At 52.8% G+C, this 14,163-nt stretch carries 15 protein-coding genes; 11 read left to right on the top strand and 4 right to left on the bottom strand.

Annotated elements, in window-relative coordinates:
- The first annotated feature begins 4 nt into the window (after window positions 1–4).
- From DTL42_RS22425 to DTL42_RS22405, 5 genes are all read left to right on the top strand, one after another.
- Window positions 5–1,204, top strand: a complete 1,200-nt coding sequence (locus tag DTL42_RS22425) for a PepSY-associated TM helix domain-containing protein (RefSeq protein ID WP_114372405.1) — start codon at window positions 5–7, stop codon at window positions 1,202–1,204.
- Between the two features lie 145 nt (window positions 1,205–1,349).
- Complete coding sequence (locus tag DTL42_RS22420) at window positions 1,350–2,402, top strand: ABC transporter substrate-binding protein (protein WP_234824317.1); 1,053 nt, start codon at window positions 1,350–1,352, stop codon at window positions 2,400–2,402.
- Window positions 2,395–3,465, top strand: coding sequence for a FecCD family ABC transporter permease (locus tag DTL42_RS22415; protein ID WP_114372400.1), 1,071 nt, complete (start codon window positions 2,395–2,397; stop codon window positions 3,463–3,465). Before DTL42_RS22420 ends, DTL42_RS22415 begins: the two co-directional genes overlap by 8 nt.
- On the top strand, window positions 3,456–4,250 hold the full coding sequence (locus tag DTL42_RS22410; protein ID WP_114372398.1) for an ABC transporter ATP-binding protein: 795 nt from the start codon (window positions 3,456–3,458) through the stop codon (window positions 4,248–4,250). The genes DTL42_RS22415 and DTL42_RS22410 overlap by 10 nt, the downstream gene beginning before the upstream one ends.
- Entirely contained in the window at window positions 4,247–4,990 is a 744-nt protein-coding gene (locus DTL42_RS22405; RefSeq protein ID WP_114372396.1) for a class I SAM-dependent methyltransferase, read from the top strand. Before DTL42_RS22410 ends, DTL42_RS22405 begins: the two co-directional genes overlap by 4 nt.
- A gap of 276 nt (window positions 4,991–5,266) precedes the next feature.
- Here DTL42_RS22405 and DTL42_RS22400 read toward each other — a convergent pair whose 3' ends face one another.
- Window positions 5,267–5,863 carry a hypothetical protein gene (locus tag DTL42_RS22400; protein WP_147274407.1) on the bottom strand — a complete coding sequence of 199 codons (597 nt, stop codon included), beginning with the start codon at window positions 5,861–5,863 and terminating at the stop codon, window positions 5,267–5,269.
- A 323-nt stretch (window positions 5,864–6,186) separates the two neighbouring features.
- Here DTL42_RS22400 and DTL42_RS22395 point away from each other — a divergent pair, with 323 nt between their 5' ends.
- The 3 genes from DTL42_RS22395 to DTL42_RS22385 all read left to right on the top strand — a co-directional run bounded on the left by DTL42_RS22395 (window position 6,187) and on the right by DTL42_RS22385 (window position 9,039).
- A complete protein-coding gene (locus DTL42_RS22395) occupies window positions 6,187–6,597 on the top strand; it encodes a hypothetical protein (protein WP_114372392.1) in 411 nt (136 codons plus the stop codon).
- A 309-nt stretch (window positions 6,598–6,906) separates the two neighbouring features.
- Window positions 6,907–8,652 carry a sodium-dependent bicarbonate transport family permease gene (locus tag DTL42_RS22390; RefSeq protein ID WP_199590199.1) on the top strand — a complete coding sequence of 582 codons (1,746 nt, stop codon included), beginning with the start codon at window positions 6,907–6,909 and terminating at the stop codon, window positions 8,650–8,652.
- A gap of 57 nt (window positions 8,653–8,709) precedes the next feature.
- Window positions 8,710–9,039: a hypothetical protein gene (locus DTL42_RS22385; protein ID WP_114372390.1), complete on the top strand. Its 330-nt coding sequence runs from the start codon at window positions 8,710–8,712 to the stop codon at window positions 9,037–9,039.
- A 278-nt stretch (window positions 9,040–9,317) separates the two neighbouring features.
- Here the strand turns inward: DTL42_RS22385 and DTL42_RS22380 are convergent, their stop codons facing one another.
- Both DTL42_RS22380 and DTL42_RS22375 read right to left on the bottom strand, forming a co-directional pair.
- Window positions 9,318–9,893 carry an HdeD family acid-resistance protein gene (locus DTL42_RS22380; protein WP_114372388.1) on the bottom strand — a complete coding sequence of 192 codons (576 nt, stop codon included), beginning with the start codon at window positions 9,891–9,893 and terminating at the stop codon, window positions 9,318–9,320.
- A 237-nt stretch (window positions 9,894–10,130) separates the two neighbouring features.
- The gene (locus DTL42_RS22375) at window positions 10,131–11,060 is read right to left on the bottom strand and encodes an acyl-CoA desaturase (protein WP_114372386.1); all 930 of its coding nucleotides are present in this window, start codon (window positions 11,058–11,060) and stop codon (window positions 10,131–10,133) included.
- Window positions 11,061–11,651: 591 nt separating this feature from the next.
- Between DTL42_RS22375 and DTL42_RS22370 the strand changes: the two genes are divergently transcribed.
- Window positions 11,652–12,110 carry a ferritin-like domain-containing protein gene (locus tag DTL42_RS22370; RefSeq protein WP_234824316.1) on the top strand — a complete coding sequence of 153 codons (459 nt, stop codon included), beginning with the start codon at window positions 11,652–11,654 and terminating at the stop codon, window positions 12,108–12,110.
- A gap of 78 nt (window positions 12,111–12,188) precedes the next feature.
- On the opposite strand, the gene DTL42_RS22365 is transcribed toward DTL42_RS22370, so the two are convergent.
- Window positions 12,189–12,545, bottom strand: coding sequence for a hypothetical protein (locus DTL42_RS22365; protein ID WP_114372384.1), 357 nt, complete (start codon window positions 12,543–12,545; stop codon window positions 12,189–12,191).
- Between the two features lie 339 nt (window positions 12,546–12,884).
- Here DTL42_RS22365 and rpmF point away from each other — a divergent pair, with 339 nt between their 5' ends.
- Together rpmF and fabD are read left to right on the top strand one after the other, a co-directional pair.
- Window positions 12,885–13,091: a 50S ribosomal protein L32 gene (rpmF, locus tag DTL42_RS22360; RefSeq protein ID WP_114372381.1), complete on the top strand. Its 207-nt coding sequence runs from the start codon at window positions 12,885–12,887 to the stop codon at window positions 13,089–13,091.
- Between the two features lie 131 nt (window positions 13,092–13,222).
- Complete coding sequence (gene fabD, locus DTL42_RS22355; RefSeq protein WP_114372379.1) at window positions 13,223–14,131, top strand: ACP S-malonyltransferase; 909 nt, start codon at window positions 13,223–13,225, stop codon at window positions 14,129–14,131.
- Window positions 14,132–14,163: the final 32 nt, after the last annotated feature.

Here is a 14,163-nt window from a genome sequence, read left to right as displayed (position 1 = left end):
ATCGATGTCGAAAAATCGTCGCGTCCGTTGGCGCAATCTTTGGCTTAGAATTCACCGGTGGCTCGGGCTCGTTGCCGGTTTATTGTTTGTCTTGATGGGGCTAAGCGGAAGTTTCCTGGTGTTTCATCATGCCATAGATGCTTGGCTCAATCCTGACTTGCTGATAAGCGAAGTTGCGGACGTTTCTCACTCACTGGACGAGATCATGGCCGTGGCCAAAGAGCAGGGGGAAACGGAGGAGCATGTTCTGAAATTCGCCGATGCCCCGCGCGAAGCATCCGGTGTTTGGACCGTCTGGTTCCAACAGCCAATCCAAGACGCACCATTTCGGCAGGTCTATGTCGATCCCTATTCGGCTCAAGTAACCGGGAAGCGGGTGCGTGGTGAATACCTGACAACGTTCATCTACCTGCTTCATATGAAGCTTCTCGCCGGCAGGGCAGGGGCAAATATTGTTGGCATTTCCGGTATCTTGCTGCTGATTTCCTTCGTGTCGGGAATCTATCTGTGGTGGCCCATGTGGAGGCACAGCTGGCGAGCTGCGTTTGCGATTCGAGGGGGCTCACGTTTTGTCTTTGATAGCCATAAGGTGCTCGGCCTGGGAAGTCTGCCGTTGTTGCTGGTGATTGCGTTTTCCGGGGTTTACATGGTTTTTCCGAGTTGGTTTGAAGCGGTGCCACGTCTTCTAGCTGACGAGAAACGCCCAAGCAGCCCGTTGATTTCGCAGGTAACGCCAGGGGCAAAGACAATTTCGGTAGACCGAGCTGTCGAAATTGCTCAAGAGATCTTGCCTGCTGCAGAGCTAAACCGGATTCACTTTCCCACGAATGAAAAGGGTGTGTACTCGATTCGTCTTCGTCAGCCAGGCGATGTACGCCAACACATGGGCAATAGCCGTGTCTGGTTAGATCGATATAGTGGTCAGGTATTGGCTGTGCGCGATTGGAATGAGCACAGCGCAGTCGATACTTTTTTCGCTTGGCAATTCCCCTTGCATAATGGTGAGGCTTTGGGGCTTGGGGGACGCTGGTTCGTTTTCCTGAGTGGCGTTGTGTTAGCGATTCTTTATTTTACGGGGTTTTGGCTGTGGTTTCGCAAAAAGCGGGCGCACTGGAAACAGAAACAAAAGCAGCGTGTGCTACGTGGCAAGCAAACGGTGGTTAGTGATTTCATACCCCCCAGCCCGAGCCAGATCTCTCGTTGATTTTTGTGGAGTTGCTTAAATCCAAATGTCGTCTCAGATTTCGCGACTTCTCGCTGTCCTGCTCGTGGCGTGCTGCTTCTCTGCTTTCGGGTGTACCTCGGAGAAGCAATCGAGAGGGACCCCCGCAAGCGAAGCTTCCATCGTCGTGACGGACCTGGCGGGGCGTGAAGTGACCATTGCGCAGCCAGTCCGACGGATCGTCTTGATGCGCAGCCTATGCATCTACGAACTCGCAACCGTCCTAGGAGATGAAACGGCGGAGCGTTTAGTTGCGTGGGATTCGTCGCTAAAGACGGGAGATCGAGATACATACGATAAGTTCGTAGAACGTTTTCCTGAATTGAAGGAAACGAAGGTCTTGGGAGATGTCTTGAAAGATGCCGTAAGTGCCGAGTCGGTGTTGGCACTAAAGCCGGATCTGATCATCATGAACACGTACATGCAGCAGAGAAAATCGAACGGGCTGCAGCGGTTGGAGGATGCCGGTGTACCGATCCTATACCTGAAATTTGACGATCCCTTTCAAGATCCGCAGAAGAGCATTCGTTTGTTAGGTAAGGTGCTCGGTAAAGAAGAACGGGCCAAGGAAGCGGCAGACTGGGTAGATGCTCAATTGGCAGAAGTGCTGCAGCGACAAGAATCCATCCAAGGGGCTGTCCCGACCGTTTATATCGAGGCGGGCACTCATGGAAGTGGTCAGTATGGAAACACCTTTGGTAGCAACGAGGAGGGCCGCGTTGCGAATTGGGCTGGGGTTATGGCGCAGCTACGCTGCAAAAACATTGCGGCGGGCGTCGTATCGGGGCTTTACGGAATGGGGGTGATTCGCCCCGAGTATCTGTTTACACAAGACCCCGATGCGGTGGTGATTACTGGGGCAAGTTGGTCTGCTTTCCCCGATAGCCTGCGGTTAGGGTATTTCGCCGAACAGCAAACGGCGTCAAGAACGCTTCGCAGCTTTACAGAGCGTACCGGATGGAAGAATTTAAAAGCGATCCAAAACGAAAAGCTCTACGGAATCCATGCCCGCTTCGGTAGCCACATCACAAGTTTTGCTGCGGCTCAGCAGATCTCAAAGTGGTTATATCCCAACGAATTTGGGGATTTGCGTCCTGGCGATAATCTGCGAATCTTTCACGAGAAGTTTCTGCCGGTTCAGTTCAGCGGTACTTGGATGGTTGGTCTACCGAATGAGTAATGAGTCGACCGAATCGGCTGCTTCAAGCGGGCAAGGGTATCGACGGCGATCTGCCGTGCGAGTGGCAATTCTGGGGGCAGTGTTCGCAGGTGTTGTGTTTGTGGCACTGCTTGATATGGTCTTGGGGCCGGCGAATTTAACCTGGTCCGAGATGTGGTCGACCGTGTGGCATCCAGCCGCGTCTGATCCAATCCATCGCACGATCCTTTGGAGCTTTCGGCTTCCGACGATGCTGCTCGCGATTAGCGTGGGTGCGGCATTGGGGGTCGCGGGAGCAGAGATGCAAACGATTCTAAACAACCCTCTCGCCAGCCCTTTCACCTTGGGAATCTCTGCCGCTGCAAGTTTTGGAGCGGCCATTGTTCTGGTGGGTGGCGCGTCGACGATGGCTTGGGGCGGAGCTTGGTTGGTGCCAATCAGCGCGTTTGTGTTTACGCTTTTATGTGCCTTGGCAATCTATTTCATTGGCAGACGAAACGGGGCTTCGACCGATACGATCGTCGTAGGGGGTGTCGCCCTGCATTTTTTGTTTAGCTCTGGCGTTGCCTTCTTACAGTTTGTTGCGGCCGAGGACGCGCTTCAAGCAATCGTTTTCTGGATCTTCGGCAGCCTTCAAGGGGCGAACTGGACGAACGTAGCGATCGTCTCCGCTGTTTTGCTTGTGGTTTGTCTCGTGTTGAGCCGCAACGCTTGGCAGCTTACGGCTTTGCGACTGGGGGACGAGCATGCCCAGAGCTTGGGTGTGAACGTTGCCCAGGTACGGCTTCAAACGTTGGTGCTTGTTTCAATTGTGACAGCGACGGCGGTTTGCTTCACCGGAACCATTGGTTTTGTCGGCTTGGTGGCCCCGCATGTCGCTCGATCGCTGGTTGGCGAAGACCAACGTTTTTTCATGCCGTTGTCTGGCTTGCTGGGGGCTATCTTGGTTTGTGCCGCCGATGTGATCAGCAAGTCGTTGGTGCCTGAGACGACGTTTCCGATAGGTATCGTCACCGCCGCAATTGGCGCGCCTTGCTTAGCGTTCATTGCCTTGGCAATGCGGAGGGCCTATCAATGCCCTTAAAAGCCAAGCAGCTTTCTTTTCGTTACGGTACGCACCCGATCTTGCAGGATATCGATTTTCAGGCAACCCCTGGGATTACCGCATTGATTGGCCCCAATGCAGCAGGCAAGTCGACCTTACTGAAGTGTCTTTGTGGTGTGTTGCGTCCGGAAGGCGAGGTGGAGCTAGATGGAAAGTCGATTGCTTCCTGGACGCATCAACAAGTTACCGCGCAAATCAGTTACCTGCCGCAAGCGTTTGCCCCTCAAGCCGCGCTGACGGTCTTTGAAACGGTGTTGCTGGGAAGGCTACCACACTTGAGGTGGAAAGTCGCGCCCGAGGATTTACAGATCGTCGAGCAGGCACTCGGCGAGTTGGAATTATCGATGTTGGCCGAACGACGACTGAACCAATTGAGCGGCGGGCAAGTTCAGGCGGTGGCCATTTGTCAGGCGCTTGTTCGTCACCCGAAGGTTCTTCTGATGGACGAGCCGACGTCGAACCTTGATCTGCGACGGCAATTTGATGTGATCCAATATATTCAGGCCAGCACCCAACGAGACCGCATTGCCACAGTTGTGGCGTTGCACGATTTGAACCTGGCGGCACGCTTCGCTGACCAGGTCTATGTTCTTCACCAAGGGCAACTCCATAGCCATGGTAAGCCTAAAGATGTACTTACTCCCAAGATGATCGCCCAGGTTTATGGCGTCGAGGCACGCGTTGTCGAAGATGAAGGGGAGTTGTTGATTAATTTCCTCGGACCAACCAATTCGCACTGTAATCGCAGAGATACCAGAGAATGAAGCCGGAACAGCTTAAAAGAATCTTCCGCGAAGGATGGACAAATCAGAGCGTCGTCGATCACCGAGTTGCTCGTTTCATCCGAGGAGAATTTGGCTTCGAACCGTTGCGACGTGCTTGGAAAGAAGCGTTGGAAAAAGCGGCTTCTTATGGTAACGCCAAGCAGGCCATCGACATGGGGACAGGGCCAGGCACAATTGCCCAGTTTTGGGCCGAGATGGGTATGGACACGATTGGTGCCGATTTCTCCTCCACAATGCTCGCCTCGGCTCGCCAAATTGCTGCCGAGAAAAAACTGGACATCACGTTTATCGAGGCGGACGTTGAAACGCCTCCGTTTGCTGACGAAACGTTCGACTTGGTATCGAGCCGTGCCGTCCTGTTCACGTTGCCTCATCCTGGCTATACCGTGGCACGTTGGATGCGGCTGCTTCGCCCCGGGGGCTTGCTGGTGTTGATTGGCGAGCTTTCGCCAACCGATCCTGAAAAGCAGAAGAAAGCATTTCGTCCTGCCCCTGGCTGGAAACCGAGTGACGTCTATCGCGAAGCAATGCAGCAACTTCCCTTTCGCGAACATTCCGACAAGATGTTGCGCGTAGTGATGGAAGCAGCAGGCCTTCAAGAGATTACCAGCATTGCTATGGAGGGCGTTGTTGCAGCTCGCCACGAATACGAAAAGTTAGAGCCTGCGTGTGGAGTTTTGCAGGGAACCCCGTACGTGCTTGTCGGTCGACGCCCCTAACAGCCTGTTGAATTTCTCCGATCGGCTACGTTATTGAGATTGGACCGATTGCGGCGTTGTGAATTCCTCGACATATCTAGTGGATATGCCTGCGGATTCAAGCCTTGCACTCGCTCCAATCTCAATTACTCGCTGACGAAGCAGCAAATCAACAGCCTGCTAATGCCAGCCGTCGCTTGTGTGAACTGTCATTCAGCTTAACAGCAACCAGGCGAACAACGCGGTTAGGCTTGTCGTTCTCTGCCAATCGCCAGGGCAGGGCGGTTGGTTGGCGGGCTAGTCTATAAGAACGCCTTCGCCGACCATTTTGGCGACTTCGTCTTCGCCGCGATAAACCCACGCCTCTAAGTCGTGCCCATGTTGGGTTTCGATTTGCTCGCCAATCTCGTTCACACGGGCCAACGCGGCTTCAAAGGTCGCTTCCGTTTTGGCATCGGCCGGAAGAAAGCCTTTCGCTTCACGGTCTTCTGCATCGGACTGGGCAATCCAAGGATCGAAGATCAAATTGACTTGGTGATTGGGCGCATCTTTATCGTAAGCGGCTTTATCTTCTGGAGTTGGTTGTCGGCCGCCAAAGTCTGGTACGGGTGATCGAAGGGCAGTCCACTGCATTTGGCCGCCAGGAGAGAACTTGATCACAATCATCCCAGGCGTCCATTCGACGCACCAGTAAACATCCTGGCCATCTAAGATATAGCTATAGCGGGCTAGCATGTGCAAGATTGCGGCAGGGCCACGCATGTAGTCTTCGGAGGAAAGTGGACGCATCGTCTTTGCGGCCGCCTGTAGATAGGCCGCGTCGTCTTGGTCGATTTCCGCCGTATACATAGCTGGCGCTTCGCGTTTTCGTTCGACGAGAATAACGTACCGCATCGTGCCTGGGTCTTACTTGTAAGTGAAGTTCAGAGGTTGGGAATCCTCTATTTTATGGCCGGAAAAGAAATTACGCGATAACCCGCAAGTGGCTTTGCAAAGCCTTGTTAAGACTTAGGGAAAACTAGTAGCCATCTTCCTGGGGAAATTGGCGTAACGCTTTACCATAGTACTGAAACAGGTTTTTTACAGGCATTCTGATCAACTGAAATGCCGATTTTTACCGATGAATTAGTCCTAAAGACCTTGTGTTCTTGAAATTTGCAGGATAGTATTCAACCAACCTCTTAGATAAGACATTTCGTTCTCAGGAACGCTGGCCTGTGTCTCACGATACCCTCAAAACTTGCTTCCGGAAAAATCCCTGTAAACGGGATCGGTCGAAGCGTTCGTGGGGCCGGCAATATCTAGAGTTCAACCTTTCTGACTCGATCACTCCGCTTCACGCGTTTCTGGTGATCTTCTATGCCATGTGGGTTGTGGGTGGTTTATTGCAAACCGACCTCGGCCGAACAGGCAAGCCAACCAGTCCGCATTCTCAAGAGAGCGGTTTGGCTGAAGTTGTAGAGTTCGAATCGGAAGGCATGGCCGAGTTACAGCTGTTTGCACTGACGACGACATGGGTTATGCCGGTCGTGGAAGTCACTGCAGTGCAGGTCGTAAACGACCGCACGCCAGTTGTATCTATTTCGTCGCATACCGTCTCTTTCTTACGTGGCCCTCCCGTAGCCTAACTTGTCTCGGGTTCTCTCCCCACGATCATGCTCCGTTGTTTTTGCGGCACGTTTCCTGCTGTTTCGTAGGCATAGGCTAACCTTCGTGTGGCCCATTGTCTAACGGACATTGCTTGGTACCTGCTGTGGTTGTAGCACCTAGGCTATGTGACGATTCGATTCTCGTCGTTGCGAGAATCTTGCAAAAATACCCATGCCAACCCGTGAGTGATACTCAGAATAAGGTGAAATATGCGCGAGTTTCTCGAAGTTAACACTTCAAGGACTCTCCAGCAGTGCCTTCTAAAAGGCCATGTCTGGCGGGCAACCATGTTGATAGTGCTTGTGTTGATGGTGTCCGTTGCCGGTCAAGCGTTTGCACAAAATGCTGACACCTCAGCAATACCGATAATTCTCGGCCAATCTCTTAAATCAAAAGACAACAAGGTCGAGGCAGTTCCTAACGGAGGAGCTGAAAAGGGGGAAAAGTCCGAACTGAAAACGCTGCCAATTGGTAGCCGGATTTTCAAGGCGGTCGTGGAAGTTGCCCATCCAGACGAGCTGAAAGTTGGTGAAAGCGTCGACGTGTCTGTCGTCGCGATTGGCAAAGAAGGTTCGCACGCCACTGCGGTTTTGAAAAACGTGCGTCTGCACTCGGTCGAATCTTTGCCCGGTACGACTGATCAGGTTCCGCCAGAAGAATCGGACGAAGCAGAAACCGTGGTCGAGCATGGTCATGAGTTGCCTGCCGTTTTTCCGACCCGGATTGTTGGGTTGGTGGTGAAGGGTGGAGAGGTCGAGAAAATTCGCCTAGCCGATGCTCAAGGCGTGTTGCGTATCTCGGAGCATGTTCACAAAGCAACCGGGGGCATGTTGGGCGAAATTGCTAATAATTTTGTGTCGAATTTGTTTCAACCTTTGTTACTGTTCTTTTTCATGGGATTTGCGATTCCGCTGCTGCGTGTCCCATTTGAATTTCCCAAAGCACTTTATCAAAGTTTAACGATATACCTGCTAGTCGCGATCGGCTGGCATGGTGGCGAGTTGATGGCCGAGTTGCCATCTTCGGAACTGGCGGTCGCCGGCGGGTTGGCCGCAGTGGGGTTCATCGTGAATGGTACCATTGGATTGAGCGCAACGTGGATTCTGCGTGCGTTCACTCCGATGCGCCGGATCGATGCGGTGACCGTCGGTTCCTATTATGGATCAGACTCGGCAGGCACGTTTGTGACCTGCCTGGGGATCCTCGCTGCCTTGGGGCTTCATCACGATAGTTACATGCCGGTCATGTTGGCCGTCATGGAAATTCCTGGCTGTCTGGTGGGGTTGTTTTTGATTTCGCGTTTGCGTGGAAGTGGCATGGACAAGTTGGGCAACATGCCTGACGAGCCTGGTTACCTTGGCGATGCAAACGCATTAGTGGCTGACGCCGAGAGTGGTGATGTGCATAGTGAAAGCTATGAAGATACGCATCATAGCCCGCCGGTTGCCAAGAGTGTTGGGGCCGCTGTCGCGGGTCACAGGAGCGGTGCTTTGAACCTGAAGATCCTTCACGAGGTCTTCTTGAATCCTGGTTTGTACATGTTGTTCGGCGGCATCATTGTGGGTTTTATTAGTGGCCGTCAGGCACTTGTTGACCCGCACGTGGTTGAAGGTCCGAATAATTTGTTTCTCACGATGTTCAAAGGGGCTCTTTGCTTGTTCCTGTTGGAAATGGGCATTACGGCTTGCCAGCGTTTAAGTGACTTGAAGACGGCGGGCATTGGCTTTGTGTTGTTCGGTGTTTTGGCACCGGTGTTGTTTGCCACTTTCGGAATGTGCGCCTTGCATGCCTATAGCATGGCTTTGGGGCATCAGTTTGAAACAGGAACCTATGCGTTGTTCGCGGTGCTTTGTGGTGCGGCTTCCTATATCGCGGTGCCTGCCGTTCAGCGAATTGCTATACCCGAGGCCAGCCCCACGTTGCCGTTGGCAGCCTCGCTTGGTTTGACTTTTACTTGGAACGTTACGCTCGGCATTCCGATCTACATCGAAATCGCCAAGAAGATCATCGAATTCATGCCAGTTACTGGCTAAGCTACCGGTGACAATTTTGCGATTTTATTACCCATCGAATGCTCGAGGAACAACCTGATGATTACTACCAAGAACGCGCGTCGCGTCACCATTGTTCTGGATGCGGCGCTAAAAGATATTGTGTTTGAGAAAGTCCAGCAGTTGGGCGCTACCTGCTTCAACTACAACGAGTGCAGTGGGCAAGGCCATCATGCTGTGACAGGCAATCCTTACAACGGCGAAGGACTTCTGCGAATGGAGATTGTCACTACGCCGACAACAGGAGCCAAGCTGCTCGATTGGATTCATGCAGCCCAGTTTGCTCAACTGAGCCACTACGCACTGTTCGCGTTTGCGGACAATGTTGAAGTGGATGAACGAGATCAATCTGTTACGAAGTTGGGCTAAGTCCAACTCGCAACATCATCGTCCTCCCCCGAAGCCTGTGTAGAAGTTCGCTTTTGCGCAGGCTTTCCCTTTTCTTGGCGTAGCCCAGGCCTTGAGGTCTTGGACTGGGAAGTGCAGGGAAGAGGCCGGTAGTGGCCCAGGTAAATGGGCAGCTATTTGTTGTTCGCTGACCCAAGGCAAGCAAAAAGCAACCGTCTGCTAAGTGTCAAGCAAAACAGCCACCCGCTTTTCGTTTGCTGGTGGCTGTTGGTTGTTCGCATGTTGTTTCGTGCCGGCGGTTAAGCTGGTGCTTGCCCGTCGTGTAGTTGTTTGTCGATTTGATCGCTGACCTTGCCGACAGTTGCAGCTAGGGCAAGTAGGGCCATACCGGTCATTAACAGGTCGACGCCCACCAAAATTCCGACCGCCCAGAGGCCAGAGGCAGGCCATTGCAGCCAAATCAACGCACCTAGTAACCAGGTGACCACACCGCTAAAGAGCATGGCCATCCAGCCTTGGGCTGGGCGAAAGTTGAACGAAGCGATCACTTTCCAGATTCCTTCGGCCACAAAGTAAGCTGCCAGGAACAAGGTAAGGACTTCCAGACCAAGCAGCGGGTGAAACAGTGCTGCCAAGCCGCCTGCGGTTGTCACCACACCCAGGATTAGGGCCATAAGTTTATGCGACATGGTGTCGTCGGCATGGATGCCACCAATCACCTGCGTAATACCTACAACCAGCATTACTGCGCCAACTAGGAAAATAACTGCAGCGCCTGCGATTAATGGCGATGCTAATGCCACCACACCCATTGCGACGGTAAGGAAACCGATGAGGTAGAGCCAGGTTACGCTTGGCTGTTTGGCGGTTGTCATTGTGAAAGCTCCGAATTGAAGAAGGCGGTATTGGCCATAGACTACCGGTCAATATAGCACCCTATTTCTGACATAACGTCCCGCAACTTCTGAACGTTATAGGGATTAGGCAGATCGAGTGACTGGCGTCTTGCCTATTTTTCCTGGCTTTTTCAATCGAACCGGAAAAGCAGGGGCCTTCTTTGTTGTCAGACAAGGCTTGCACTTAACTCACCACAAGAAGCATCGTGAGATGGGCTATTTGGGGGCAGATTTCTTTTCTGGACGTAAAACGTTCCAGGCCAAGCCCACGTATTCCAGGCTGCAAATCAAACGATACGAGAAGTCGACTTCCCACCATGCTCGGCCATGTGCGGCTGCGGTGGGCAGGGCGTGGTGATTGTTATGCCAGCCTTCCCCGTGGGCGAGTAGGCCTACGAGCCAATTGTTACGGCTGTTGTCACTGGTCGAATAAGTGCGATAGCCCCATAGGTGCGTCAGCGAGTTTACGGCCCAGGTCACATGCCAAACGACAACCGTTCGCACGGCAACTCCCCACACCAGCAGGCTTAGCCCCATTCGCCAAGCTTCTTCCCTGCCACCGGTTATTGCGCCGATGCCTGCTCCTAGCAAAAAGATGACAAGCACATGCAAAAGGAAGATGATCAGACCGTTTTGCTTCCGTTCCAGCCAGCGATAGAACGGATCTCGAATTAAGTCACGGGCATAGCGATCGACATGAGCTACGTGGCCGACATCCCGGTTCTTGACCATGAGCCAGCCCATTTGTCCCCAGGTAAAGTTTACCAGTGGGCTGTGGGGATCGGCTTGTTGGTCGGAATGTTGATGGTGATGGCGATGCGTGGCAACCCAGCGAACCGGAGTGTCTTGTAGGCAGCAGACTCCGAGTACGGCAAACGTGTATTCCAGCCAGGCTGGGCACTGAAAGCTGCGATGGGTGAGCAAGCGATGATAGCCGACGGTCATGCCAAGCATGCCGAACAGGTAATGCCCAACGAGAACGGAAGCGACACCAGTCCAGCTGAACAACCAAGGCCAAAAGGCAAGCAACGCCAGCAGGTGCATGCCGACGATGCCCAACGCATAGGGCCACCAAATTTGAAGCGGAAAAACGCCAAGGGGTTTCTCGTGGCAGGCTTGGTGCTCAGTAGCAGAGCGATTGGGCATTTCCTATGCTTCCGTTTCGGGGATCCACCCCAGTGAATTCGCCTTTGGGCAGCAGCGCGAAGATTGAAGAGAGGCTGAGCGAATGCTTAGCCTAGCGTATGAACCACTGAATGCCCATCTATTTTCTTTTGTGAGTTCATTATTCGGTCGATGTCATCTGTACCCCCGGTTAGGTCAAAAGGTTCATGCTTGGTCCGCCGTGTTGTCTGAATCGATTCGCGATGGAGGGTTATTCTCCTCGTTATTAGGGAATCCAACAGATTTCTAATTTTGGCTGCACTATTGAGACCTGATTGCCGCAGCTCACTGGGGATGACGAGGCCTTCTTGAGAGTGACTATCTTTTGGCAGAAAATGCAAGTTGATTGGCTGTAATGGGTTATTGCTCCCTAGATTTCCCCGATACCAGTGGTAGGATTGGCTGTGTAGTTGAGACTGAAAGCGATAAGTAGCTGCCGCCAAGAGATCGTTCAGGCTCGGTATTTGCACTGTGTTGGGATGTTTGCGGATATCCCTCCCACCGGGCATACGAGAAACAAAACAGACGTCCAGCGGGCGTTTTTCACCCAGGATGAAAGAAAAGGAGACAATCATGGATCAGGCAATGATTGATAAGCTGAACGAGATTCTACGGCACGAGTGGACTGGCGTTGCTCAATATTCGCAAGCTGCGTTTGTAGTGACCGGATTGTGGCGAGAAGTTTACAACGAAATCTTCTTGGAAAGTGCCAAAGAGTCGTTCGGGCATGCTCAAATAATTGGGCAGAAGATCGCCGCGCTGGGAGGCGTTCCTACAATCGAACGAAATCAAGTGAAGCAAACAGACGATCTGCATGAGATGCTGAAGAACGCCCTCGAGTTCGAGTCGATGGCCGTGAAGCATTATGAAGAAGCATTGGCGATGGCTGATGGCAAAAATCGCCCACTGGTGGTGCTGCTAGAAGAAGTTCTGCTGCAAGAGCAGGATGGCGTCGATCAGTTTACGATGATCTTGAAAGACCCTGCCGTCGCCGCCCAAGCCAAGGGTGGAAATGCCTCGAAGGTTGGCTAAGGCAATTTCTCGCTCCAAAGTGGGAGCGTCGGTAGTTGCTTCTGATTAAGCATCGCCGAGGGTTTCGCCGGGTCAGGGTTATGCTGACTCGGCATGCCAAACGCGAAGAGCAGGGGCTTGGGGCGAAGGAATTCGACCCGTTACCACATAATCTTCTTCCATGCGGGCTGCCTTAAGGGTGGCCCGTTCGCGTTTGGCGGAAACCATTTCTGGTAAAGCACTTGCGATTCCAAGTGCGGTCCGCATTGCCGCCAGGGCTTCCGGTGGAACTTGCACACTAGACTGGGTAAACCATCCCACGCGTTGACCGCCGTAGTTCTGCTGGCGAATCTCCACAAAGACACAACCTGTTTTATCAGTGCAGTTTACGATAAGCGTACGATCGCTGTCGCCGGTCGAAATCGATTCAACTACATGTTCTTTTGGATAGGTCATAAGCGAGAAAGCTGCTGAGTGGCGGGGCGTGAAGTTGATATCAAGTCTCAGTTCGTTGTTATTCTGCGAGGTTCGCCTGCCTGCGTCAATAAGGAAAATTGTAAATAGGCTAAATGACCGGGCTATTGGTAAGAGGGGCTGGGCTTATTGACGGTTCCTGTGAATACCATTATCATTTCGCGTTTCCCCCGGCATATTGTGCCTCGATTAAAGAGGCTTTCATCGGACGCTCGCTACGAAGGCCAACTAATCCACTCGGAAAAGCTTGGCCGGGATGAGCCCTAAAGCGAGGCAGGCCAGCGATTTACGTTTTGGTGACGCCTCTTTGGAACCACGGTCATGGCAGTACCTAAGAGAAAACAATCGAATTCCCGTACCGGCATGCGTCGCGCTCACGACGGCCTCAAGGCTCGTCAGTTGACCTTGTGCCCGAATTGTTTGCAAGAACGTCGCGTTCGCGTTGCTGTTCCGACGCATGTGGTGTGCCCAGAATGTGGTCACTACATGGGACGCAACGTGATCCCTTCGGACGAAGTCGCTGAATAAGCCCTCCTGGCCTTCCAAGCGAGCAAGACCGCTGGCAAAATGCGCCGTCGGATAATTTTATTCGATCAGGCCAATGATAAGTCAGCGGTCTGTCGTCTTCGAAGAACGATCGATAGAAGGATATCCCTGCGATGAGCAAGATCGCATTCCTCTTCCCAGGACAGGGTGCTCAGAGCGTTGGCATGGGGAAGGTCCTCTACGACTCTCTGCCGGCCGCCAAAGAGTACTTCGACCGAGCAAATGAAGTTTTGGGTTACGACCTGGCTTCGGTTTGCTTTGAAGGTCCTGCGGAAAAGCTTGATTCGACCGTTCATAGCCAGCCAGCGTTATTTGTGACCAGTATCGCCGCGTTGGCGAAACTACGCGATCAATCGCCAGATGTGCTGCTCTCGGCGGAGGCTACCGCTGGGTTGAGCTTGGGTGAATACACGGCGATGGTATTCGCTGGGGTGATGGAATTTGAAGATGCCCTGAAGGTTGTTCAGGTGCGTGGCGAAGCCATGCAAGCCGCTTCGGATGCTGTTCCGAGTGGAATGGTTAGCATTCTGGGGCTCGAACCGGATGCGGTCGAGAAAATTTGCGACGAAGCCCGCGAAGATGGGATTCTGCAAATTGCCAACCTGCTTTGTCCTGGCAATATCGTGGTTTCTGGCACCAATGACGCTTGTGAGCGGGCTGCCGAGATTGCTGAGAAGAGCGGGGCAATGAAAGTCATTCCGCTGGCCGTGGCGGGGGCTTTTCATACCGAGATCATGCGACCGGCAGTTGAAAAACTGGCGGAAGCACTTGCCGGCGTCACGCTTTCGGCGCCGAAGATTCCCGTTATTTCCAACGTTGATGCTCAGCCGCACGACGACGTCGAAGAGATTCGGTCGCTTTTGCAGCAGCAGGTTTGTTCGCAGGTTCGCTGGGAGCAATCAATGCGATATTTGTTGGATCAGGGGTTTGATGAGTTTTACGAGATTGGTGCCGGTAAGGTGTTGCGTGGCTTGATGAAACGCATTAACCGCAAGGTTTCTTTTAATGGTGTGGAAGCCTAGGTTAACGTTTCCTTGGGCTCACCTTTCTCACT

Source organism: Bremerella cremea, from assembly GCF_003335505.1.
GTDB classification, from domain to species: Bacteria; Planctomycetota; Planctomycetia; order Pirellulales; family Pirellulaceae; genus Bremerella; species Bremerella cremea_A.
Note: the sequence above shows the minus strand (reverse complement) of the source record. Positions and strands in the feature narration are given on the sequence as shown.